Origin of the sequence: Embleya sp. NPDC056575, from assembly GCF_042793325.1 — a bacterium.
Lineage (GTDB): Bacteria > Actinomycetota > Actinomycetes > Streptomycetales > Streptomycetaceae > Embleya.
In genome coordinates this window covers 1-22,328 of record NZ_JBHTVA010000118.1, presented here as the reverse complement: position 1 = coordinate 22,328, position 22,328 = coordinate 1, and the positions used below count along the sequence as shown (strand labels likewise).

The following is a 22,328-nucleotide window of genomic DNA, read 5'->3' as shown; positions in this document are numbered from 1 at the left end:
GTCTTTGACTTAGCCCCCCTCTCCGAGTCTTTTGCCCCCCCCCCGGGGCCCCGGTTGGCGCGGGCCCCCCCGGGCCCCCGGCGCCGTGCCGGCACGACACTTCCGCACAGGGCAATAGTTCCGGCCGTATCCCCAAGGCAATCCAACGGCAATAGGCTCGGCAGCATGACCAGGGTGTACCCCGACCACGGAGAGTGTGGGACGGGTACCGGCCGGGTGAGGGACGAGGGGGTCGCATGACCGTCCGGCGTGTGATGGGCATCGAAACCGAGTACGGGATCTCCGTACCCGGACATCCGAACGCCAACGCGATGTTGACGTCTTCCCAGATCGTGAACGCGTACGCCGCAGCGATGCAGCGGGCCCGCCGGGCCCGCTGGGACTTCGAGGAGGAGAATCCGCTGCGCGACGCGCGCGGGTTCGACCTGGCGCGCGAGCTGGCCGACTCGAGCCAGCTGACCGACGAGGACGTCGGTCTGGCCAACGTGATCCTGACCAACGGCGCTCGGCTCTACGTCGACCACGCCCACCCGGAGTACAGCGCGCCCGAGACCACCAACCCGCGCGACGCGGTGATCTGGGACAAGGCCGGCGAGCGGATCATGGCCGAGGCCGCGCGCCGGGCCGGCGAGCTGCCCGGCGGGCAGCAGATCCTGCTCTACAAGAACAACACCGACAACAAGGGCGCGTCCTACGGCACCCATGAGAACTACCTCATGCAGCGCGCCACGCCGTTCGCCGACATCGTCCGGCACCTGACCCCGTTCTTCGTCTCCCGGCAGGTGATCTGCGGCGCGGGCCGGGTGGGCATCGGCCAGGACGGCTCCACGCACGGCTTCCAGATCAGCCAGCGCGCGGACTACTTCGAGGTCGAGGTCGGCCTGGAGACCACGCTCAAGCGGCCGATCATCAACACCCGCGACGAACCGCACGCCGACGCGGAGAAGTACCGGCGCCTGCACGTGATCATCGGCGACGCCAACCTGTCCGAGGTGTCCACCTACCTCAAGCTCGGCACCACCGCGCTGGTCCTGTCGATGGTCGAGGACCGCTTCCTCGGCAACGACCTGACCGTCGACCAGCCGGTGCGCACGCTGCACGAGGTGTCCCACGACCCGACCCTCAAGCAGCTGATCACGCTGCGCAGCGGCCGGAAGCTGACCGCGATCCAGCTCCAGCTCGAATACCTCGAGTTGGCCCGGAAGTACGTCGAGAACCGGTTCGGCAAGGACGTCGACGCCGACACCACGGACGTGCTCGACCGCTGGGAGTCGGTGCTCGCCCGCCTGGAGACCGATCCGATGTCGCTGGCGCGCGAGCTGGACTGGGTGGCCAAGCTCCAACTCCTGGAGGGCTACCGGCAGCGGGACGCCCTCGACTGGGACGCGCCGAGGCTGCACCTGGTCGACCTCCAGTACGCCGACGTACGGCCCGACAAGGGGCTGTACAACAAGCTGGAGGACCGCTTCGAGCGGATCGCCGGCGAGGCCGAGGTGCAGCGCGCGGTGCATCTGCCGCCGGAGGACACCAGGGCCTACTTCCGCGGCCGGTGTCTGGAGCAGTACGCCGACGAGGTGGCGGCGGCCTCGTGGGACTCGGTGATCTTCGACGTCGCCGGTCACGACTCGCTCCAGCGGGTGCCCACCCTGGAGCCGCTGCGCGGGACGAAGGCCCACGTGAAGGACCTGCTCGACCGCTGCCGCACCGCCGAGGATCTGGTCCGCGCGCTCACGGGTGGGTGACCTCGCCCGTTCGCGGGAACAAAGCGAACGGACGGATAAATCGTGTTCCGGAACACCGGGCATCCGACACTCGTTGGCACTTACACCCCCGATCCTTCGGGATCGGGGGTGTGGATCCTCCGGGGAATGGATAAGCACCGGTTCAAGGAAATGATCTCAAGGTGGGGTGAGTGACATGGCCACTAAGGACAGCGGCGGTCAACAGCGCGCGACAAAGCGCTCGGAAGAGGTCGAGGAGACCACCGCCGAGGCCCAGTCGGACGTGCAGGAGCGGCACGAAAAGTTGACGGACGACGTCGACTCGGTATTGGACGAAATCGACGAGGTGCTAGAGGAGAATGCCGAGGAATTCGTACGTGGATTTGTCCAAAAAGGTGGTGAATAGGGGTAAATGTCCGATTTGAGATCGGGCAAGAATTGCCCTGATTGCAAGGAGTGGAAACCCGTCCGGGACTTCGGATCCAACGTGAAGAGCCCGGACGGGCTTTCATTCTATTGCCTTGGGTGTAATCGGCAGCGTAATTCGGCGTCCTACCGCGCACGGCGGGAGCGTGCCGGATTCAAGGTGCGGCCCAAAGTCGCCGTGCCGGACGGACATAAGCGCTGCCCGAAATGTGAAGAGATCGAGCCGCATTCCGAATGGCATAAAAGTTCCCGACAATGGGACGGTTTGGCGGCGGCCTGTAAGGCTTGTCGCAAGGTCGAAAGTCGGGCCGGGCATCTCAAGCGCAAGTACGGCATGACCGAGGCTGATTATCGGGCCATGGTCGCCGACCAAATGGGCGTATGTCCGATCTGTCAGTCCACCCGGCCCGAGCACGTCGATCATGATCACGAAACCGGTAGGGTCCGAGCCGTACTCTGCTTCAACTGCAATGCCGCACTGGGCATGTTCAAGGATCGACCCGACGCGTTGCGCCGGGCCGCAACCTATGTGGAAGGGATCGTGTGGAAGCCAACACTCGTGGCACCGGGCGTCTACCGGCTGCCTTCCTGACCCCCGGGTCGTCCTCGTTCGCCGAATTCCTCGACGCGTATCGGCCCGAGCTGTTGCCCGCGCGTAGGACGCCGCCGCTGCAGCCCGTGACGATCGAGGCGCCGCACGGTACGACGATCGTGACCGCGACGTTCGACGGTGGCGTGGTGATGGCCGGCGACCGGCGGGCCACGATGGGGAACCTGATCGCACAGCGGGACATCGAGAAGGTGTTCCCGGCCGACGAGTACTCGGTCGTGGGCATCGCCGGCACCGCCGGGCTCGCGGTCGAGATGGTCCGGCTGTTCCAGGTCGAACTCGAGCACTACGAGAAGATCGAGGGCACCACGCTCTCGCTGGAGGGCAAGGCCAACCGGCTGTCGCAGATGATCCGCGGCAACCTCGGCATGGCCATGCAGGGCCTCGCGGTGGTTCCGCTGTTCGCCGGCTTCGACGTGGACGGCGGGGTCGGGCGGATCTTCAGTTACGACGTCACCGGCGGCCGGTCGGAGGAGTACGGCTTCCACGCGGTGGGTTCGGGCTCGTTGTTCGCCCGGGGCGCGCTGAAGAAGCTCTACCGCTCCGGCCTGGACGCCGACGGCATCGTGCAGGTGTGCATCCAGGCGCTCTACGACGCGGCCGACGACGACTCCGCCACCGGTGGTCCCGACCTGACCCGACGGATCTACCCGGTGGTCACCCTGGTGACCGAGGACGGTATCCGGCGGCTCTCCTCCGACGAGGTGGGTGCCATCGTCCGGACCGTGGTGAACGCCCGTATGGACGCCCCCGACGGCCCGACCGCCCCGCTGACCTGACGTCGATGTCGACGACCCCACCAGCCGACCCTTCGAGACCGGCTTCGACGAAAAGGACTCCACGGTGACGACGCCCTTCTATGTGTCGCCGCAGCAGGCCATGGCGGACCGGGCCGACTATGCCCGCAAGGGCATCGCCCGGGGCCGCAGCGTGGTCGTGCTGACCTACGCGGACGGCATCCTGTTCGTGGCGGAGAACTACTCTCGCGCCCTGCACAAGATCAGTGAGATCTACGACCGCATCGCGTTCGCCGCGGTGGGCAAGTACAACGAGTTCGAGAACCTGCGGATCGGCGGCGTGCGCTACGCCGACATCCGCGGCTACTCGTACGCGCGCAACGACGTCACCGCCCGCGGCCTGGCGAACGTGTACGCGCAGACGCTGGGCACGATCTTCTCCAGCGGGGGGGAGAAGCCCTACGAGGTGGAGCTGATCGTCGCCGAGGTGGGCGCCGCGCCCGAGGACGACCAGATCTATCGGCTCACCTACGACGGTTCGGTCGCCGACGAGCACAACTACGTGGCGATGGGCGGCAACGTCGAGCAGATCACCGACCAGCTCAAGCGCCGGCACCGCGAGGGGCTGTCGCTGGAGGAAGCGCTCAAGGTGGCGGTCGACGCCCTCTCGCGCGACGGTGTCGGCGAGAAACGCTCCATCACGGCCTCGCAGCTGGAGGTCGCGACGCTGGACCGCACCAGGCCGCAGCAGCGCAAGTTCAAGCGTCTGGTGGGCGGTCAGCTGACCCGCCTGCTCGGCGAGGCCGAGCCGACCGGCGAGGCGGCGGCGGCGGGGGAGGGGGCGGCCGAGGCCGCGCCGGGGACCGCTCCCGAGGCCGGCGAGGAGTAGTTCCGCGGGTTTTCCGCTCCCGGGCGCCCCGTCCGCCCGGATCCCGTCACAGGGCCCGTACACCGCCTCGGTGTGCGGGCCCTGACGCGTGTGGGCGGCGCCGGCGGGGTCAGGCCGGTGTCGGGGGCGCGGTGGAGCCGCGGATGACCAGCTCGCCGGGCAGGACCACGTCGGGGCCCGCGTCGCCGGTGTCGAGCAGGTCGAGCAGCGCGCTCATGCCGCGAGCGCCCAGTTCGACGGCCGGCAGCCGGAAGGTGGTCAGTTCGGGCTCGACCACGCGCGCGTAGCGCATGTCGTCGAAGCCGGTGACGGACAGGTCGTCGGGCACGCGCAGGCCCAGTGTGCGGGCCGCCTTGTAGGCGCCGGCCGCCTGGAGGTCGTCGTCGCACACCAGCGCGGTGGGTCGGGCGGGCGCGGCGAGCAGGCTCAGTGCCGCCTCGCGCCCGCCGTCCAGGGTCAGCGGGGCGCACCCCTCGGCGACCACCTCGGCGGGGCCGAGCGCGGCGCGAAAGGCCGCGTCGCGGGCCTCGAACGTCCAGGTCCGCACGGTGGAGCGCAGCCGGGCCACGCGCCGGTGGCCGAGGCCGATCACGTGCCGCGCGATCGTGCGCATGCCCTCGGCGACGTCGTGGTTGACCGTCGGCAGGCCGTGTCCGGGTTCGCTGTCGAGCATGACCAGGGGCAGGTGGCCGGTGCCGGGTCCGGCGGAGCGCAGCACGTCGAGTGGTTCGGCGGCCATCGAGGAGGCGAGTACGCCGTCGATGGCGGCCGGGGAGAAGGCGTTGGGGGCCAGGTCGGCGCCGTCGAGGGTGGGGTAGACGACGACGCCGAAGTCGCGTTCGGCCGCCACCCGGGCGGCGCCGCTGTGCACGGCGCCGAAGAACGGCGAGGTGAGCACGGGTACGACGAGCATCACCGTGCGGGTGCGGCCCAGGCGCAGCGACCGCGCCGAGGTGTTGGGCCGGTAGTCGAGGGCCGCGGCCGCCTCGCGCACGGTCTCGACGGTGGCGGGGGAGACCCGGCCGCGCCATTTGCCGGCGAGGACGAGGGACACGGTGGACTGCGACACGCCGGCGTGTCGGGCGACGTCCTTGCTGGTCGGGCGACCGGCGGGGGGCGGGGGCGGCGGCACGGTGACCTCGGGCGGCGGAGTCGGGGCGGGGTGGCGGGTGCTGGCGGGACGCGGTGGCGGGGCGGGTCCAGCCTAGAACGCGCTTGCCATGCGGCCGACCGGGCGGGCACAGTGATACGGGATAGTCATACGTATGACGTCGGGATGAGCGGATGTGTCGGGTGCGGCACGGGAGGGCGGTATCCGCGGATGCGGACCTATCTGGAGCTGCTGCGCGTGCCCTACGCGGGGCGGCTGCTCGGCGGGACGCTGTTCGGGCGACTGCCCAACGGCATGGGCGCGTTGGCGGTGCTGCTGCTGGTGCGCGCGGACGGTGGCGGCTACGGCCTGGCGGGCGCGTTGTCCGCGGTGTACGGGCTGGCCAGTGCGGCGGGGCAGCCGGTGCTCGGGCGGTGGATGGACCGGCGCGGGCAGACCGGGGTGTTGATCGGTTCGGCGACGGTGTCCGCGCTGGCCTACGCGGTGTTCGCGCTGGTGGGCGCGCATCCGCTCCCGGTGGCGGTGGCGGCGGTGCTGGTGGCGGGCTTCACCACGCCGCCGCTGGAGGCCGGGTTGCGGGCGTTGTGGCCCTCGGTGCTCACCCCCGAGCGGGTGCAGGCCGCCTACGCGCTGGACGCCGCCGCCCAGGAGGTGCTGTTCACCGTGGGGCCGCTGATCGTGGTGGTCGTCGTCCAGTTGGGCTCGGCGCAGCTGGCCGTGCTGCTGACCGGGCTGGTCGGCGTCGCGGGCACGCTGATCGTGGCCACCTCGCACCCGTCGCGGGTCTGGCGCGGCGAGCCGCATACGCCGCACTGGGCCGGGGCGCTGCGCTCGCCCGGTCTGCGCGTGGTGTTGCCGGCCTTCACGCTGGCCGGGGTCGCGCTGGGCGTGTTGAGCGTGGCGGCGGTGGCGTACGCCGACCGCGAGGGCTCGGACGCGCTGTCGGGGGTGTTCCTGGCGGCGATGTCGTTCGGCGCGCTCCTGGGCGGTCTCGTGCACGGGGTACGGGCCTGGCGTACCCCGCCGGCCCGCCGGTTGTTGTGGTTCATGGGGTGGCTGACGGTGTGTTACCTGCCGCTGACCGTGGTGCCCGGGCCGTGGTTGATGATGCCGTTGGCGGTGTTGTCGGGGGTGTTCCTGGCGCCGGCGATCGCGTGCGTGTTCACGTTGATCGACGAGTTGGCGCCGCGCGGCACGGTGACCGAGGCGTTCGCGTGGCTGGTGGCCGCGATGGGCGCGGGCGCGGCGCTGGGCATGGCGCTGGCCGGCTGGGCCGGCGAAGTGGCCGGCGCGCGGGGTGCGTTCGCGGTCGCGGGGGTCGGCGCGGGGCTCGGATTGCTGGTATTGCTGGCCGGTCGGGGCCGGCTGATCCCAAACGTGATCCAACTTGTGAAAACCACCGACGCGGAGTTGTCCCGGAACGGCGCGTCGTCGGCGTAATGTTGCAGCATGGACCGCCGCATCTTCGGGCTGGAGAACGAGTACGGCGTCACCTGTACGTTCCGGGGGCAGCGCAGGCTCTCCCCGGACGAGGTGGCGCGGTACCTCTTCCGCCGAGTCGTTTCGTGGGGCCGAAGCAGCAATGTCTTCCTACGCAATGGGGCCCGGCTGTATCTGGACGTGGGCAGCCACCCCGAATACGCGACGCCCGAGTGCGACTCGGTGCCGGAACTTGTCGTGCACGACAAGGCCGGTGAGCGCATTCTCGAGGGTCTTCTCGTCGACGCCGAACGGCGGCTGCACGAAGAGGGCATCGCGGGTGACGTGTATCTCTTCAAGAACAACACCGATTCCGCCGGCAACTCCTACGGTTGCCACGAGAACTATTGTGTGGCGCGGCACGGGGAATTCTCCCGGCTCGCCGACGTGCTCATCCCGTTCCTGGTGACCCGTCAGATGTTGTGCGGTGCGGGCAAGGTGCTCCAGACGCCGCGCGGTGCGGTGTACTGCGTGAGTCAGCGCGCCGAACACATTTGGGAGGGCGTCAGTTCCGCCACGACCCGTTCCCGTCCGATAATCAACACGCGCGACGAACCGCATGCCGACGCCGAGCGCTATCGGCGGCTGCATGTGATCGTCGGCGACTCCAACATGGCCGAGCCCACCACGCTGCTCAAGGTCGGCTCGACCGACCTGGTGTTGCGGATGATCGAGGCCGGGATCGTCATGCGCGACCTGACCCTGGAGAACCCGATCCGGGCGATCCGCGAGGTCAGCCACGACATGACCGGCTCGCGCAAGGTGCGGCTGGCCAACGGCCGCGAGGCCAGCGCGTTGGACATCCAGCGCGAATACCTGACCAAGGCGCAGGAGTTCGCCGATCGCCGGGGCATCCGCACCGGCACGGTCGAGAAGGTGCTCGATCTGTGGGAGCGCACCCTGGAGGCGATCGACACCGGCAATCTCGATCTGGTCGGGCGCGAGATCGACTGGGTGATCAAGTATCAGTTGATCGAGCGCTACCGGGCCAAGCACAACCTGCCCATGTCCTCGCCGCGGGTGGCGCAGATAGACCTCGCCTACCACGACATCCACCGGCGCCGAGGGCTCTACTACCTGATGGAGCGACGCGGACAGGTCGACCGGATCGGCAACGACCTGAAGATCTTCGAGGCGAAGTCGCTGCCGCCGCAGACCACTCGGGCGCGGCTGCGCGGCGAGTTCATCAAGAAGGCCCAGGAGCAGCGGCGCGACTTCACCGTCGACTGGGTGCACCTCAAGCTCAACGACCAGGCGCAGCGCACCGTGCTGTGCAAGGACCCCTTCCGGTCGGTGGACGACCGCGGTGATTTGTTGATCGCCAGCTTGTGAGCGGGCCGTCCCGCCCCGCGCCGGCCGGCTTGTGAGCCGCGGCCGCCCCCCCCCCCCCCCCGCGTGGGGCGCGGGGGGGGCGGCCGGCATGCTTGATCGATGGTCGATACACCTGCATGGGACATCGCTCCGCCCGTCTTCGAGCTCGAAGGGGTGGATGTGTGGGCGCACGGGCCCGCCGGGCGCACCGACATGCTCGTCGGCGTGGACTGGACGGTCCGCGAGGGCGAGCGCTGGGCGCTGCTGGGGCACAACGGCGCGGGCAAGAGCACGATCTTGGCGTTGGCGGGCGCGTTGCGCTTTCCGGGCAACGGCGCGGTGACGGTGCTGGGCAAGCGGCTCGGCAAGGTCGACGTGCGCGAGGTCCGGGCGCAGGTGGGCGCGGTCAACGCGGCGCTGCGGGTGCCCGAATACCTGACGGTGACCGACTATGTGCTCACCGGCGCGAGCGGCACGGTGCAGCCCCTGTACGGCAAGTACGGGCCGGCCGAACACGCCCGGGCGGCGGAGTTGATCGCGCTGCTCGGTCTGGAGCGGTTGGCGCGGCGCGAGATCGCGGTGTGTTCGCAGGGCGAGCGCGGCCGGGCCCGGATCGCCCGGGCGCTGATGCCCGATCCCCGGCTGCTGCTGCTCGACGAGCCGGCCAACGCGCTGGATCTGCCCAGCCGTGAGGAACTGCTCGAGGCGATCGACTCGCTGACGCGCGAATATCCGCGGTTGACCCTGGTGATCGTGACGCACCACCTGGAGGAGTTGCCCACCGCGGTGTCCCACGCGTTGTTGCTGCGGCGCGGCGCGACGGTGGCCGCGGGGCCGGTGCGCGAGGTGATGACCGACGCCAACCTCAGCGAGTGTTTCGGGATTCCGTTGACGGTGCGCGCCGAGGACGGGCGCTGGGCGGCGCGGTTGCGCCGGCCGGGTCGCGAAGTGGCCTGAACGCGATTGTCGTCTTCACGTCGCCCTCACATCGGGACCCCATAGAGTGTCCCGGTCCTTGTCCATCTCAGCAGAGGAACATCGTGCGCCGTCTCGCTGCGCTCCTTCTGGTCCCCGCACTGGCCTTCACCGCGGTCGCGTGTGGCGATGACGACGGAGGAAAAACCGTTACACCCATCGTGACCGGTGCCTTCGGGCAGAAGCCGGACATCAAGATCCCGAAGGGGAAGTCCGGCGACAAGACGACGACCAAGATCCTCATCGAGGGCACGGGCGATGTGATCAAGAAGGACGATTACGTCGTCGCGGACACCGTCGGCAAGAACTGGGACGGCACGGACGCGGGCAACTCGTACGACACCAAGACCCCCGAGGTCTTCCAGGCGGGCAGCGCGGAGCTCCTGAAGGAGATCGGGCAGGGGATAATCGGCAAGAAGGTCGGCACCCGGATGCTCGTGGTGGTCCCGGCCAAGGTCACCCAGGAAAAGCAGGCCGTCGTGCTGATGCTGGACCTGAAGTCGACCAAGACGATCGACAGCAAGGCCGAGGCCAAGGGCGCCGCGGTGACCCCGCCGGCCGGTCTGCCGGTCGCGAAGGTCGAGTCGGGCAAGGCCGCGGAGATCTCCATCCCGCCGGGCACCGCCGCGCCGACCAAGCTGGTCGTGCAGCCGCTGATCGAGGGCACCGGCCCGGTGGTCCAAAAGGGCCAGACGCTGGTGGCGCAGTACACCGGCGCGCTCTTCGACAAGGGCACCAAGTTCGACTCGTCGTGGGACCACAACGGCGCGACCGCGTTCAAGATCGGTGTCGGCCAGGTCGTGCCCGGGTGGGACGAGGGTCTGGTGGGCCAGAAGGTCGGCAGCCGCCTCCTGCTGGTGCTGCCCGCGGACAAGGGCTACGGCGCCGAGGGCAAGCCGCCGACAATCCCGGCCAACTCGACGCTGGTGTTCGTCGTGGACATCGTCGACGCGCTGGGCGGCACGACCGCCTGACGGGCGGTGTGGTGGTCGTACCGGGCGGGTTGCCCGGTACGTTGGACGCGCATTCAGTACTCGAACGGATACGGATACCGCTGTGAGCGAGCTTACGAAGCCCGAGATCGACTTCCCCGAGGGCGGCGTGCCCGCCGACCTGGAGATCACCGAGATCTGGGAGGGCGACGGCGCGGTGGCCCGGGCGGGCCAGGACGTCAGCGTGCACTACGTCGGCGTGTCGTTCTCCTCCGGTGAGGAGTTCGACGCGTCCTGGAACCGTGGCCGGCCGCTGGACTTCCGGCTCGGCGTCGGTCAGGTCATCGAGGGCTGGGACCGCGGCGTGCAGGGGATGAAGGTCGGGGGTCGGCGCAAGCTGGTCATTCCGGCGCACCTGGCCTACGGGGACCGCGGATCGCCGGGGGCGATCGCGCCGGGCGAGACGCTGATCTTCGTGGTGGACCTGCTGGGCGTGCGCTAGCCGCACGCGTCGACGGCCCCGGTTCGTGCGCACGCTGCGCGGATCGGGGCCGTTTGCGTTCTTGGCCGGCCTGTTCTCGTGCGCTCGGTGGGTTGGGTGTCGGCCGGCCTGCGGCCCGCTGTCCTCAAACGCCGGACGGGCTGGGTTGCGCGTGCCTGTCTTCGTGCGCCGGGCGGGCTGGGTTTGACGTGCCTGTTCTCGTGCGCCGGACGGGCTGGGTTTTGTGTGCCTGCCTTCGTGCGTCGGGCGGGCTCGGTGTTGGCCGGCCTGCGGCCTGCTGTCCTCGAACGCCGGACGGGCTGGGTTTGACGTGCCTGTCCTCGGGCGCCGGACGGGCTGGGTTGCGCGTGCGTGTTCTCGTGCGCTCGGCGGGTTGGGTGTCGGTCGGCCTGCGGTCTGCTGTGCTCGAACGCCGGGTGGGCTGGGTTTTGCGGGCCTGTTCTTGTGTGTCGGGTGGGATGGGGTGGGTCAGGTGGGGAGGTGGGTTGCGGCCCAGTGGCCAGCGGCTGCCGCTGCCAGGAAGTAGGCGTGGTCGGCTTCCAGGTTGCGGCCCATGGTGGACAGGGGGGTCGGGCTGGTTTGTAGGGCTTCGGTCAGGCCGTCGGTGGGTTGTACGTGGATGCGGTGGCGGGTGCGGAGCGGGGTGATGTCGGCTGCCACCTGGGCGGCCAGGGGTTCGGGGAGGATCGGGACGATCACGTCTGCCGCGGCCAGGGCTACTCGGCCGTACGCGGTGAGGCTGTGGTGGGAGACGCCGCGGTGGCGTTCACGGCCGTCGGCGTCGGAGATGCGCAGCGACGCGACCGGGCGCCCGCCGAGGGTGGCGATCGCGTTGATCGCCTCGCCCGCCGCGACCCCGGAGAAGCCCCACCGGGTGCCCGTGCCCAGGTTGCCCGGGCCCTGCGCGACGATCGCCACGTCGGCGCGCTCGACATGGCGCGCGGCCAGCAGGCCGGTGTGCAGGGTGACCGCCTCCAGGTCGCCGCCCAGCGCCTGGCCGACGGTGATCGAGGCGGCCAGCCATCCGTGCGTGCGCAGCGTGTCGACGGTCATCGAGAACCACAGCGGCAGTGTGCCGCCGTCGGTCATCACGTACACCACCCTCGCGTCCGGGCGCTCGGCGCGGATCCCGGCGCAGATCGCGGGCAGCGCCGAGTGCAGGTCGGCGACCACCACCGGCATGCCGTCGAGCGAGTCGGCCGCGCCGAGCGTGGCGTGGTGCGGCGAGTCCTGCTCGTCGACGCCGAGCACCACCGCCTGCATCGGGGTGTAGCGGGCCTTGACCACATGCCCCGGCCCGGGCGGCGGGTCCGCGGGCAGCCGCTCGGGCAGCGCCACCACCAGCGCGTAGCCGCCGGTGCCCAGGCCCATGTCCTGCGCGGTGGTGTTGAGCAGCACCGCGTCGCCGACCTCGGGGGTGCCGGTCAGGTGCGGGTAGGCGATCGCGCGCAACGTGCGGGCGGGCTCGGGTTCGGGCACCGCCACCGTCACCTCCACGGCCCCGCGCCAGGCCCGTCGGATCGCCGTCACTTCGCCGCGTCGCCAGGTGATCACGGTCCGAGAGCCTAACGGCGCCGGCCTGCGGCGGGCGAACTCGGGGGGCAGATCGGCGGCCGGGACCAACCCGCGCGCCGAACGCGGTACGGTCGGGGCTGCGCCGTGTGGGAGGGACTGGGATCTGATGGCGATTCCGAAGCAGGAGCGGTTGGTGAGTCTGGTCATGTGCCTGCTCGCCGCCCGTCGCTACGTCACCAAGGAAGAGTTGCGGCAGTCGATCGAGTCGTATCGGCTGTGCACGTCCGACGAGGCCTTCGACCGCATGTTCGAGCGGGACAAGGACGACGTACGCGAGCTCGGCTTCATCGTCGAGACCGGTGCCAACGACCCGCTGATCGAGTCGGCCGACGGCTACCGCATCCGTCCCGAGGCGAACACGCTGCCCCCGGTGGAGCTGGACCCGGAGGAGGCCGCGGCGCTCGCCCTGGCCGCCGGCGCCTGGCAGCAGTCCGCGCTGGCCGGCGCCGCCACCGGCGCGTTGTACAAGCTCAAGGCCGCGGGCGTGGAGATCGACTCGGCCCCGCTGACCAGCGTCGAGCCGAGGGTCACTGCCCGCGAGCCGGCGTTCGGTCCGCTCCTGGACGCGCTGCGCACCCGCCGGCCGATCCAGTTCGCCTACCGCCGCTCGGGCGCCGCGGAGGTCACCGTGCGGGTGGTCGAGCCGTGGGGGATGAGCTGCTGGCGAGGCCGCTGGTACCTGGTGGGCTTCGCCCGCGACCGGGGCGAGCAGCGGGTGTTCCGGCTGGACCGGATTGCCGACAAGCCCAAGCCGAAACCGCTGAAGGAGCCGTTCTCGGCCGAGGTGCCGGCGAAGGTGGACGTGCGCGCCCAGGTCGCGCGCTTCGCCGGCGAGGGCGGCGAGGGCATCGCCCGGATCCGGGTGCGCACCGGCGCGGGGTTCCCGCTGCGGGCGCGCGCGAGCGCGGTGCGTCCGGCCGGCGAGGGCTGGGACGAGCTGGAGATGAGTCACGGACACGGACTGCACCACTGGCTCGCCGAGTTCGGCCCCGACGTGGTCGTGCTGGAGCCGCCCCACCTGCGCGACGCCGTGGTCGCGCAACTGCGCGAGGCCGCCCACGGGGCGACGGGACAGGTGAAGGTCGGATGAGCAACGCGATCGACGACACCCGACGGTTGTTGTCCCTGGTGGCCTACCTGCGCGAGCGCCCGGGCACCCAACTCGACGACGTGGCGCGCGCCTTCGGTCTGCCGGTGACCCAGGTCGAGGCGGACCTGGGCACCCTGCACATGTGCGGCACCAGCTTCATGGCCGACGACCTCCTGGAGCCGCACGTCGACTTCGAGGGCCGGGTCTTCCTGGACAACGCCGACGCCCCGGTGCGCCCGGTGCGCCTGGCTCCGCACGAGGCGTTGGCGCTCCTTGTGGCGCTGCGCGCGCTGGCCGGGCTGTCCGGGCTGCGCGAGCGGGACAAGGTGGCGCTGGGTCGGGTGACCGCCAAGCTGGAGGACGCGGCCGGCGAGGCGGCGCGCGCCGCCGAGGGGGTGACCGTCGAGTTCGAGGGCGACGACGCGGCCCAGGAGTCGGCGTTCGCCACGATGGACCGCGCGGTGAGCGAGAAGCGCCGGTTGCGGCTGCGCTACTACGTGCCGCGCCGGGACGAGATCACCGAGCGCGAGGTGGACCCGATCCGGCTGGTCCTGGTCGACGGACACACCTACCTGGTGGCGTGGTGTCGCCAGGCCGAGGGGCGCCGGTTGTTCCGGCTCGACCGGGTCGCCGAGGCGGTGCTGCTGGACGAGGCGTCCGAGCCGCAGCCGATCGAACCGCTCGACCTGGCCGACGGCTTCGCGCCGACCGCCGCCGACGGCATCGAGGTGGTGCTCGAACTGGGGCCCGGCGGGCGCTGGGTCACCGAGTACTACCGCTACGACAAGGTCGAGGAGTTGGCCGACGGCGGTCTGCGGCTGACCCTGCGCACGCCCGACCCCGCCGGGATCCGGCGGTTGGCGCTGCGCCTGGGCGGACACGGCAGGGTGATCTCTCCGCCGGAGCTGGTCGACGATGTACGACGCACCGCGTCGGCCGCGCTCGCGGCCTACGCGGACTAGACCGAGCGGCCGGGTCCGCGGGCGACTGTCCAAAAACGGCACACGCCCCGGGATCCGGTCCGCCGGCACCTCCCGGTACCACCGACGACAACCTTCCCGACCTTGCGAGGAGGCCCACGGTGTCGACGTTCACGGCGCGCTGCCCGGTATGCGGACGGGTGGAGCTGACGGCGGATCAGCTACGGCTGGTGCTGCGACCGAACAAGTCCTTCTACCTCTTCCGCTGCCCCACCTGCGCGGACTCGGTGCGCCGCCCGGCCGGTGAGCGGATCGTCGAACTGCTCACCGACGGCGGGGTGTCGTCCATGCAGGTGGCACGCTGAGCGGGGCCTTCGCGGGCTGTTAGGGTCGCCGCATGTTGCCGTGGGTCCTGCTCTTCCTCGTGCTCGTGCTCGTCGGACTCGGCGTCCTCGCCTGGTTCGCCGTGCGGTTGTTCGGTGACGTTCGCCGATTGGGTGGAACCGCCGCCGACGCCGCCGACCGGTTGTCCCGGGCGGCGGCCGAGCTGGACGCGGCGGGCCGCCCCACGGCGCGAGAGGACGTCGTACCGCACCCGCGGTCCGCGTCCGCGCACCGGCATTGATTCGCCCGCGTGACCCCTGGGGGTTACGCCCGGTGCAGTTGTTCGCCACCATTGCGTTGCACGTGCGTCATCCGCACCGGCGTACGATCGAACCCGTAACCCCCCCGGCCCCGGCAATGAGGTACTGACTATGTTTGGCAAGCTCGGTTGGCCCGAGATCATCCTGATCCTGGTTGTCGTCGTGCTGTTGTTCGGCGCCAAGCGTCTGCCGGACACGGCGCGGGCGCTGGGTCGCTCGCTGCGCATCCTCAAGAGCGAGACCAAGGCGATGAAGGAGGACGGGGCGGCCGAGGCCCCCGCGTCCGACAAGGGTGCCAAGACCACCGAGGCGCCGCCGCGCACCATCTCGGCCGCTCCGGGCGACGTGAACGAGGCGCGGCCGGTCGGCGAGCCCGACCACAACCGTCGCTGAGTCCACACGCGCCTGTTTAGGAGTCGGCCCTCGAGGTGCTTGACAAGGCAGGGCGAGGACGCAGGTCCGGCCCGAAACAGAAGAAGATCAAGGACGCCGAGGGGCGCATGCCCCTCATGGAGCACTTGCGCGAACTGCGCAACCGCCTCGTCAAGGCGCTCCTGGCCATCATCGTCGTGACCATCGTCGCCGCGATCTACTACAAGGAGATCGGCGCGTTCCTGGTCAAACCCGTCTGCGGGTTGACCACGATCAAGGGCACCGGCGCCACCCAGTGCGGCAACGGTGCCCTGGTGCAGACCGGTGTGCTCTCGCCGTTCTCCACCGCGTTGAAGATCTCGCTGGCCACCGGTGTGGTGGTCGCCGCGCCGGTGTGGCTGTACCAGCTGTGGGCGTTCCTCGCCCCCGGCCTGCACAAGAACGAGAAGAAGTACACGCTGGCCTTCGTCGGCGTGGGGTTCCCGCTGTTCGCGGGCGGCGCCTACTTCGCGTACTGGGTCCTGCCGCACGCGCTGGAGGTGCTCACCGACTTCACCCTCGAGGACGCCAGCACCCAGATCCAGGTGGACGACTACCTCAGCTTCGTGCTGCGGATGATCGTCGTCTTCGGCGTCGCGTGCGAGCTGCCGCTGGTGTTGATCATGCTCAACATAGGCGGCGTGGTGACCGCGCGGCAGTTGGCGAGCTGGTGGCGCTGGGTCGTGATGGGCATCTTCGTCTTCGGCGCGGTGGCCACCCCCACCACCGACCCGGTGACGATGGTCCTGCTGTCCATCCCGATCACGATCCTGTACGGGCTCGCGCTGATCGTCGCGTTCGTCAACGACCGGCGGCGCGGCAAACGCCGTGCCGAGGTGTTCGGCGCGGACCTCGACGACGACGAGGCGTCCGTGCTCGACACCTCCGTCACCCCGGTGGACGCGCCGAACCGGGTGGACGATCGCGAGGCGGTGAACCCGGTCGGCAGGGTGGACGACATCACCTGAGTCCGGTGGGCTACTCTCGCGCCTTGTGTCTCGGGAGATCGCAATATTCGTCAACCCCACCGCGGGCCGCGGACGTGGCCTCAAGGCCGCGTCGATCGCCGCCGACCTGCTGCGCGACCGGGGGCTGACGCCGCACCAGGTGTCCGCTCCCGGCGCCGCGGAGGGCATCGCCCGGCTGCGCGCGGTGGTCCGCACGGGTGTGGACGCGGTGGTCGCGGTCGGCGGCGACGGCACGGTCGCCGCCGCGCTGCAGGCGGTCGCCGGCACGCCGACGCCGCTGGGCGTGATACCGATCGGCTCCGGCAACGACTTCGCCCGCGCACTGGACCTGCCGCTGGGCGACGTGGCCGCGGCGGCCCGCGTGGTGGCGGATCGGCACATCCGCCCGGTGGACCTGGGCCGGGTCGGCGAGCGCTGGTTCGGCACGATTTTGTGCACCGGCTTCGACTCGCGGGTCAACGAGCGGGCCAACCGGATGACCTGGGCGGGCGGGCGGACCCGCTACAACGCCGCGCTGCTGGGCGAACTCGGCGCGCTGAAGGCGATCGACTACGAGCTGGAACTGGACGGCAAGCCGTTCGAGGTCGAGGCGACGCTGATAGCGGTCGGCAACGGTCGCTCCTACGGCGGCGGCATGCGGATGTGCCCGGGCGCCGACCTCGCCGACGGGCTGTTCGACATAACGGTGGTGGCCGCCTGCGGGCGGGCCGAGCTGTTGCGGGTGTTCCCCAAGGTCTACGGCGGGCGGCACGTGAGCCACCCGCTGGTCACCGTGCACCGGGCCGCGACCGTGTCGCTGAGCGCACGCGGGCTCAGCGGCTGGGCCGACGGGGAGCGCCTGGGCGCACTGCCGCTGACCGCGGACTGTGTGCCGGCCGCGGTCCGGGCGCTGGTCCCCGCGCCGGCCGGCTGAGGCGTACGGCGGGCTTCCCGCGCCGCGGGGCCGTGCCGGGCGGGGCGGATCGCTCGGGTGTGCCGCGGTCGCCTGTTCGACCCGCCGGTCGGCAAGATCGAAAAAAGGTGATCACAGCCGTCGGTCCCGGCCGGTAGTCTGCTTGACGAGATGCCTCTCGATCCCGCACGCGGCACGGACCGCGATACCCAGACGTCCCCGGCCGAGCGCTACGCGGCCGCCCGGCGCCGTGCCGCCGACGAACGCACGAGTCTGCACGCGTTCCGCGAGCAGTACCCCTTCGGTCTCGACTCCTTCCAGGTCGAGGCCTGCCGCGCCCTGGAGGCCGGCAAGGGGGTCCTGGTCGCCGCGCCCACCGGTTCGGGCAAGACCGTGGTCGGCGAGTTCGCCGTGCACCTGGCCCTGGAACAGGGCCGCAAATGCTTCTACACCACGCCGATCAAGGCGCTGTCGAACCAGAAGTTCACCGACTTCCAAAAGCTCTACGGCGCCGCCAACGTGGGCCTGCTCACCGGCGACAACTCGGTCAACTCCGACGCCCCGGTGATCGTGATGACCACCGAGGTCCTGCGCAACATGCTCTACGCGTCCTCGAACGCGCTCGCGGGCCTGGGCTACGTGGTCATGGACGAGGTGCACTACCTCTCCGACCGCTTCCGCGGCGCGGTGTGGGAGGAGGTGATCATCCACCTCCCCGAATCGGTCACCCTGGTCTCGCTCTCGGCGACGGTCAGCAACGCCGAGGAGTTCGGCGACTGGCTGGGCACCGTGCGCGGCGACACCGAGGTCGTGGTCTCCGAGCACCGCCCGGTGCCGCTGTGGCAGCACGTGATCGCGGGCAACCGCACCTACGACCTGTTCACCGACGAGAACCACACCGAGGTCAACCCCGAGCTGGTGCGCCTGGGGCGGATGGACAGCGAGCGGGCCGGGCGCCCGCAGGACCGCTACCGGCGCAACCGCGGCCAGGAGGCCCGACCGGTGCGCAGCCGGATCTGGACGCCCAGCCGCGCCGAGGTGATCGACCGGCTCGACGCCGAGGGCCTGCTGCCCGCGATCACCTTCATCTTCAGCCGCAAGGGCTGCGAGGCCGCGGTCCAGCAGTGCCTGCACGCGGGCCTGCGGCTCAACGGCGACGCGGAGCGGGCCGAGGTGCGCACGATCGTCGAGGCGCGCACCACCGGCATCCCCGACGAGGACCGGCACGTCCTGGGCTACCACTCCTGGCTCGACGCGCTCCAGCGCGGCATCGCCGCACACCACGCGGGCATGTTGCCGACCTTCAAGGAGGTCGTCGAGGAGTTGTTCGTCAAGGGCCTGGTCAAGGCGGTCTTCGCGACCGAGACGCTGGCCCTGGGGATCAACATGCCCGCCCGCTCGGTGGTGCTGGAGAAGCTGGTCAAGTGGAACGGCGAGACGCACGCCGACCTGACCGCGGGCGAGTACACCCAGCTCACCGGCCGCGCCGGGCGACGCGGCATCGACATCGAGGGCCACGCGGTGGTGCTGTGGCACCAGGGCTTCGACGCGGCCCACCTGGCCGGCCTGGCGGGCACCCGCACGTATCCGCTGCGCTCCTCCTTCAAACCGTCCTACAACATGGCGGTCAACCTGGTCGGCCAGGTCGGCCGGCACCGCTCGCGCGAGTTGCTGGAGACCTCGTTCGCGCAGTTCCAGGCCGACCGCTCGGTGGTCGGGCTGACCCGCCAGGTGCAGCGCAACGAGGAGGGGCTGGCCGGCTACCGCGAGGCGATGACCTGCCACCTCGGCGACTTCGCCGAATACGGGAGGCTGCGGCGCGCGCTGAAGGACCGCGAGACGGAGCTGGCCCGCGAGGGCGCCGTCCAGCGCCGGGCCGCGGCCGCCGCGTCGCTGGAGAAGCTCAGGTCGGGCGACATCATCATGGTGCCCACCGGCAAGTACGCGGGCCTGGCCGTGGTCCTGGACCCCGGCACCGACCAGGGCCCGGAGGGGCCGCGCCCGTTCGTGCTCACCGTGGACCGCCAGGCCCGCCGGCTGGCCGGGATCGACTTCCCCGTGCCGGTGGAGGCGATCGACCGGCTGCGCATCCCGCGCTCGTTCAACGCGCGCAATCCGCAGTCCCGCCGCGACCTGGCGTCCTCGCTGCGCACCAAGGCAGGCCACGTGGACCACCCCCGGGGGCGGCGCAAGCAGCGCTCGCCGGCCGCCGACGACGCCGAGTTGGCCCGGCTGCGCCAGGCGATCCGGCAACACCCGTGCCACGGCTGCGACGACCGCGAGGAGCACGCGCGCTGGGCCGAGCGCTACCACCGGCTGCTGCGGGACACGCAGGTGATCGAGAGCCGGATGAAGGGCCGCACGCACACCATCGCGCGCACCTTCGACCGGGTCTGCGCGATGCTCACCGACCTGGGCTACCTGGCGGGCGACACGGTCACCGAGGACGGGCGCCGGCTGGCCCGGATCTACGCGGAGCTGGACCTGCTGACCGCGGAGTGCCTGCGCGAGGGCCTGTGGGAGGAGTTGTCCCCGGCGGAGCTGGCCGCGTGCGCGTCCGCGCTGGTGTACGAGTCGCGGCAGCCCGACGACGCGATGTCGCCGAAGGTGCCGGCCGGGACGACGACGTCGGCGCTGGTCGACATGGTCCGGCTGTGGGGCCACCTCGACGCGTTGGAAGGGCAGCACCACCTCGACTTCCTGCGCGAGCCGGACCTGGGCTTCGCCTGGACCGCGTACTCGTGGGCGTCGGGGATGAGCCTGGACGCGGTGCTCGGCGACGCCGACCTGCCGGCCGGCGACTTCGTCCGCTGGATCAAGCAACTGGTCGACGTACTCGGCCAGATCGCCGCCGCCGCGCCCGACGACAGCAAGGTCGGCGGCACCGCCCGCAAGGCGATCGAGGAGCTGCGCCGCGGCGTGGTCGCCTACTCCTCGGTCGGCTGAGCGGGCGGCGCCCCGCCGGACGCGCCGGATTGTGCCGATCCGCCGAGCGGCCACACGGCGAGTCGGCGCGGTCGCGTACGGTGCGGGGCGGACGTGTTTCCCCAGCCCAGGAGGTCCCACCGTGCGGATCGACGAGTATCAGTCCCATGACGCCACCGGACTCGCGGGCCTGATCGCCCGCGGGGAGGTGAGCGCGGACGAGGTGCTCGACGTCGCCTTCGCCGCGATCAAGGAGCGCGAACCGGCCCTGGGCGCGGTCGTCGCGCTGTGCGAGGAGCAGGCCCGCTCCGCCGTCGCGGGCCTGTTGCCCGGCGTGCTGGCCGGGGTGCCGTACCTGATCAAGGACCTCGAGTGCGACGTGGCCGGCACGCCCACCACCAACGGCTCGCGCCTGTTCGCGGGCGCGCCGGCGAAGCGGGACAGCACGCTGGTCACCCGGCTGCGGGTGGCGGGCGTGCTGATCGTGGGCAAGACCAACACCCCCGAGTTCGGCCTGGGCACCACCACCGAGTCGGCCCTGTTCGGTCCCGCGCACAACCCCTGGCGGCTCGATCACAGCGCCGGCGGCTCCAGCGGCGGCTCGGCGGCGGCGGTCGCGGCGGGCATGGTGCCGGTCGCGCACGCCACCGACGGGGGCGGCTCGATCCGGATCCCGGCCTCGTGCTGCGGGCTGTTCGGCCTCAAGCCGAGCCGGGGCCGGGTCACCGCCGGGCCCGACCGCGGCGAGTCGTGGGCCGGGCTCTCGGTGGCGCACGCGGTCACCCGTACGGTCCGCGACAGCGCGACGCTGCTCGATGTCACCGGCACCCCGGAGCCGGGCGACCCCTACCACGCGCCGCAGCCGGTGGGCCCGTACGCCGCCGAGGTGGGCGCGGACCCGGGGCGCTTGCGGATCGGGCTGATCCTGAACCCCGTGGACGCCGACGTGCTCGTGGACGCCGAGTGCACCCGGGCCGCGCAGGAGGCGGCGGCACTGTGCGAGGCGCTGGGGCACGAGGTGGAGCCGGTCGAATGGCCGGACACGCTGACCCGGCCCGGCGAGGTGATCGCGCCGATCAGCGCCGCGCACATGGCGCGCATGGTGGACCTGCGACTGGCCGAGCTGGGGCGCGAGTTGCGGCCCGGCGATCTGGACGCGGCGACCGAGCTGATCGTGGAGAAGGGCCGGCGGCTGACGCTGGCGCGCTATCTGGCCGCGGTGGACACGATGCACACCATCGGGCGGGCGGTGACCCGGCTGACCGGGCGCTTCGACGTGCTGCTCACCCCGACGATGGCGGTGGTGCCGCCGAAGCTGGGCGAGTTGGACCCCAACCGGGATCCGCGGGCGGCGCTGGCGGGGATGCGCGGCATGGCGGCGTTCACGAGCCTGTTCAACGTCACCGGGCAGCCGGCCATGTCCGTGCCGCTGGGCGGTACGGCCGACGGGATGCCGGTGGGCGTGCAGTTCGCGGGCCGCTACGGCGACGAGACGACGCTGCTGCGCCTCGCCGGGCAGTTGGAGGCGGCGGCGCCGTGGGCCGGCACGGCGCGCCCTCCGCGCTAGCGCTCGGCGGCTCGGGGTGTGCGGCTCAGCGTCGGCACAGGGTGTAGTGCGAGCCGTTCTTGCCCTTGATCTCGGTGCACTCGGCGGTGGAGCCGGGCGGCATCAGCGGCGCGGCAAGGGCACTGGGCACGGTGATGGTCGGGTTCTCGCACCACTTGCCGGCGCCGTTGTCGCACCGGAAGCCGACCTTGTCGTCGTCGGCCCGGAACTCCTTGTCGTCGGCCACCAGCGTCGGCCCGGAGCGGGTCGGCTTGACGGTCGGGGCGGGCCGGGTCGGCGGGCGGGTGGTGGGCGCCGGGCGCGGCGAGGCGGCCGGCGGGGCCGGCTCGGGTGACTGCACCTCGGACGGCTTGGGTGGGGAGGGTTGCGGGGGCTGGGTTTGGGCGGGGGGCGGGGCGGGCGGCAGTGGGGCCGGCGCCGAGGCGGCGACCGGCGGGGAGGGGTGTTTCGGCTTGGGCTTGTCGGTGTCCACCAGGGCGAACGCGGCGACCGCGACGGCGATCACCACCCCGCCCGCGATCAGCGACGAGCGGCCGGCCGTCTGCCCGCCCCGGGCCGCGCCCTTGACCGCGGCGGTGCCCACGCCCGCCCCCGCCGCCGCGCCGCCGACCGCGGCGGCGCCCGCGGCCACGCCGCTCGCGAC

The 22,328-nt window shown here is 71.4% G+C and carries 21 protein-coding genes and 1 pseudogene; 19 read left to right on the top strand and 3 right to left on the bottom strand.

Annotated features, from left to right (window positions below):
- Window positions 1-236 precede the first annotated feature (236 nt).
- The 5 genes from dop to prcA all read left to right on the top strand — a co-directional run bounded on the left by dop (window position 237) and on the right by prcA (window position 4,383).
- Complete coding sequence (dop, locus tag ACFRCG_RS46600; RefSeq protein ID WP_380042756.1) at window positions 237-1,742, top strand: depupylase/deamidase Dop; 1,506 nt, start codon at window positions 237-239, stop codon at window positions 1,740-1,742.
- 175 nt (window positions 1,743-1,917) lie between these two features.
- A complete protein-coding gene (locus ACFRCG_RS46595) occupies window positions 1,918-2,127 on the top strand; it encodes a ubiquitin-like protein Pup (RefSeq protein ID WP_020552042.1) in 210 nt (69 codons plus the stop codon).
- 6 nt (window positions 2,128-2,133) lie between these two features.
- Complete coding sequence (locus ACFRCG_RS46590; RefSeq protein WP_380042755.1) at window positions 2,134-2,739, top strand: endonuclease VII domain-containing protein; 606 nt, start codon at window positions 2,134-2,136, stop codon at window positions 2,737-2,739.
- Window positions 2,691-3,536 (top strand): proteasome subunit beta, encoded by an 846-nt coding sequence (prcB, locus tag ACFRCG_RS46585; RefSeq protein ID WP_380042754.1) that lies wholly within the window; start codon window positions 2,691-2,693, stop codon window positions 3,534-3,536. The genes ACFRCG_RS46590 and prcB overlap by 49 nt, the downstream gene beginning before the upstream one ends.
- Before the next feature lie 64 nt (window positions 3,537-3,600).
- Complete coding sequence (gene prcA, locus ACFRCG_RS46580) at window positions 3,601-4,383, top strand: proteasome subunit alpha (protein ID WP_380042753.1); 783 nt, start codon at window positions 3,601-3,603, stop codon at window positions 4,381-4,383.
- A gap of 109 nt (window positions 4,384-4,492) precedes the next feature.
- On the opposite strand, the gene ACFRCG_RS46575 is transcribed toward prcA, so the two are convergent.
- Entirely contained in the window at window positions 4,493-5,515 is a 1,023-nt protein-coding gene (locus ACFRCG_RS46575) for a LacI family DNA-binding transcriptional regulator (protein ID WP_380042752.1), read from the bottom strand.
- Window positions 5,516-5,704: 189 nt separating this feature from the next.
- On the opposite strand from ACFRCG_RS46575, the gene ACFRCG_RS46570 reads away from it, so the two are divergent.
- The 5 genes from ACFRCG_RS46570 (at window position 5,705) to ACFRCG_RS46550 (ending at window position 10,693) form a co-directional block, all read left to right on the top strand.
- The gene (locus ACFRCG_RS46570) at window positions 5,705-6,934 is read left to right on the top strand and encodes an MFS transporter (protein WP_380042751.1); all 1,230 of its coding nucleotides are present in this window, start codon (window positions 5,705-5,707) and stop codon (window positions 6,932-6,934) included.
- Between the two features lie 9 nt (window positions 6,935-6,943).
- A complete protein-coding gene (gene pafA / locus ACFRCG_RS46565; RefSeq protein WP_380042750.1) occupies window positions 6,944-8,305 on the top strand; it encodes a Pup--protein ligase in 1,362 nt (453 codons plus the stop codon).
- 99 nt (window positions 8,306-8,404) lie between these two features.
- On the top strand, window positions 8,405-9,241 hold the full coding sequence (locus ACFRCG_RS46560; protein WP_380042749.1) for an ABC transporter ATP-binding protein: 837 nt from the start codon (window positions 8,405-8,407) through the stop codon (window positions 9,239-9,241).
- Between the two features lie 179 nt (window positions 9,242-9,420).
- A complete protein-coding gene (locus ACFRCG_RS46555; protein WP_380042748.1) occupies window positions 9,421-10,233 on the top strand; it encodes an FKBP-type peptidyl-prolyl cis-trans isomerase in 813 nt (270 codons plus the stop codon).
- An 82-nt stretch (window positions 10,234-10,315) separates the two neighbouring features.
- Window positions 10,316-10,693 (top strand): FKBP-type peptidyl-prolyl cis-trans isomerase, encoded by a 378-nt coding sequence (locus ACFRCG_RS46550; RefSeq protein WP_380042747.1) that lies wholly within the window; start codon window positions 10,316-10,318, stop codon window positions 10,691-10,693.
- A 468-nt stretch (window positions 10,694-11,161) separates the two neighbouring features.
- Here ACFRCG_RS46550 and ACFRCG_RS46545 read toward each other — a convergent pair whose 3' ends face one another.
- The gene (locus ACFRCG_RS46545) at window positions 11,162-12,247 is read right to left on the bottom strand and encodes a DUF3866 family protein (RefSeq protein WP_380042746.1); all 1,086 of its coding nucleotides are present in this window, start codon (window positions 12,245-12,247) and stop codon (window positions 11,162-11,164) included.
- Window positions 12,248-12,374: 127 nt separating this feature from the next.
- Here ACFRCG_RS46545 and ACFRCG_RS46540 point away from each other — a divergent pair, with 127 nt between their 5' ends.
- From ACFRCG_RS46540 to ACFRCG_RS46500, 9 genes are all read left to right on the top strand, one after another.
- Window positions 12,375-13,358: a helix-turn-helix transcriptional regulator gene (locus tag ACFRCG_RS46540; RefSeq protein WP_380042745.1), complete on the top strand. Its 984-nt coding sequence runs from the start codon at window positions 12,375-12,377 to the stop codon at window positions 13,356-13,358.
- On the top strand, window positions 13,355-14,320 hold the full coding sequence (locus tag ACFRCG_RS46535) for a helix-turn-helix transcriptional regulator (protein ID WP_380001076.1): 966 nt from the start codon (window positions 13,355-13,357) through the stop codon (window positions 14,318-14,320). Before ACFRCG_RS46540 ends, ACFRCG_RS46535 begins: the two co-directional genes overlap by 4 nt.
- 119 nt (window positions 14,321-14,439) lie before the next feature.
- Entirely contained in the window at window positions 14,440-14,643 is a 204-nt protein-coding gene (locus ACFRCG_RS46530; RefSeq protein WP_078978606.1) for a hypothetical protein, read from the top strand.
- A gap of 32 nt (window positions 14,644-14,675) precedes the next feature.
- Window positions 14,676-14,903 (top strand): hypothetical protein, encoded by a 228-nt coding sequence (locus ACFRCG_RS46525; protein WP_380042744.1) that lies wholly within the window; start codon window positions 14,676-14,678, stop codon window positions 14,901-14,903.
- Between the two features lie 130 nt (window positions 14,904-15,033).
- A complete protein-coding gene (tatA, locus tag ACFRCG_RS46520) occupies window positions 15,034-15,315 on the top strand; it encodes a Sec-independent protein translocase subunit TatA (protein ID WP_380042743.1) in 282 nt (93 codons plus the stop codon).
- Window positions 15,316-15,350: 35 nt separating this feature from the next.
- On the top strand, window positions 15,351-16,301 hold the full coding sequence (tatC, locus tag ACFRCG_RS46515; RefSeq protein WP_380042742.1) for a twin-arginine translocase subunit TatC: 951 nt from the start codon (window positions 15,351-15,353) through the stop codon (window positions 16,299-16,301).
- Window positions 16,302-16,326: 25 nt separating this feature from the next.
- Window positions 16,327-17,214: a YegS/Rv2252/BmrU family lipid kinase gene (locus ACFRCG_RS46510; protein WP_380042741.1), complete on the top strand. Its 888-nt coding sequence runs from the start codon at window positions 16,327-16,329 to the stop codon at window positions 17,212-17,214.
- 150 nt (window positions 17,215-17,364) lie between these two features.
- Window positions 17,365-20,139: a DEAD/DEAH box helicase gene (locus ACFRCG_RS46505; protein ID WP_380042740.1), complete on the top strand. Its 2,775-nt coding sequence runs from the start codon at window positions 17,365-17,367 to the stop codon at window positions 20,137-20,139.
- Window positions 20,140-20,260: 121 nt separating this feature from the next.
- The gene (locus ACFRCG_RS46500) at window positions 20,261-21,685 is read left to right on the top strand and encodes an amidase (protein ID WP_380042739.1); all 1,425 of its coding nucleotides are present in this window, start codon (window positions 20,261-20,263) and stop codon (window positions 21,683-21,685) included.
- Window positions 21,686-21,710: 25 nt separating this feature from the next.
- On the opposite strand, the pseudogene ACFRCG_RS46495 reads toward ACFRCG_RS46500, so the two are convergent.
- Window positions 21,711-22,328, bottom strand: a pseudogene (locus tag ACFRCG_RS46495) (hypothetical protein); the annotation flags it as partial.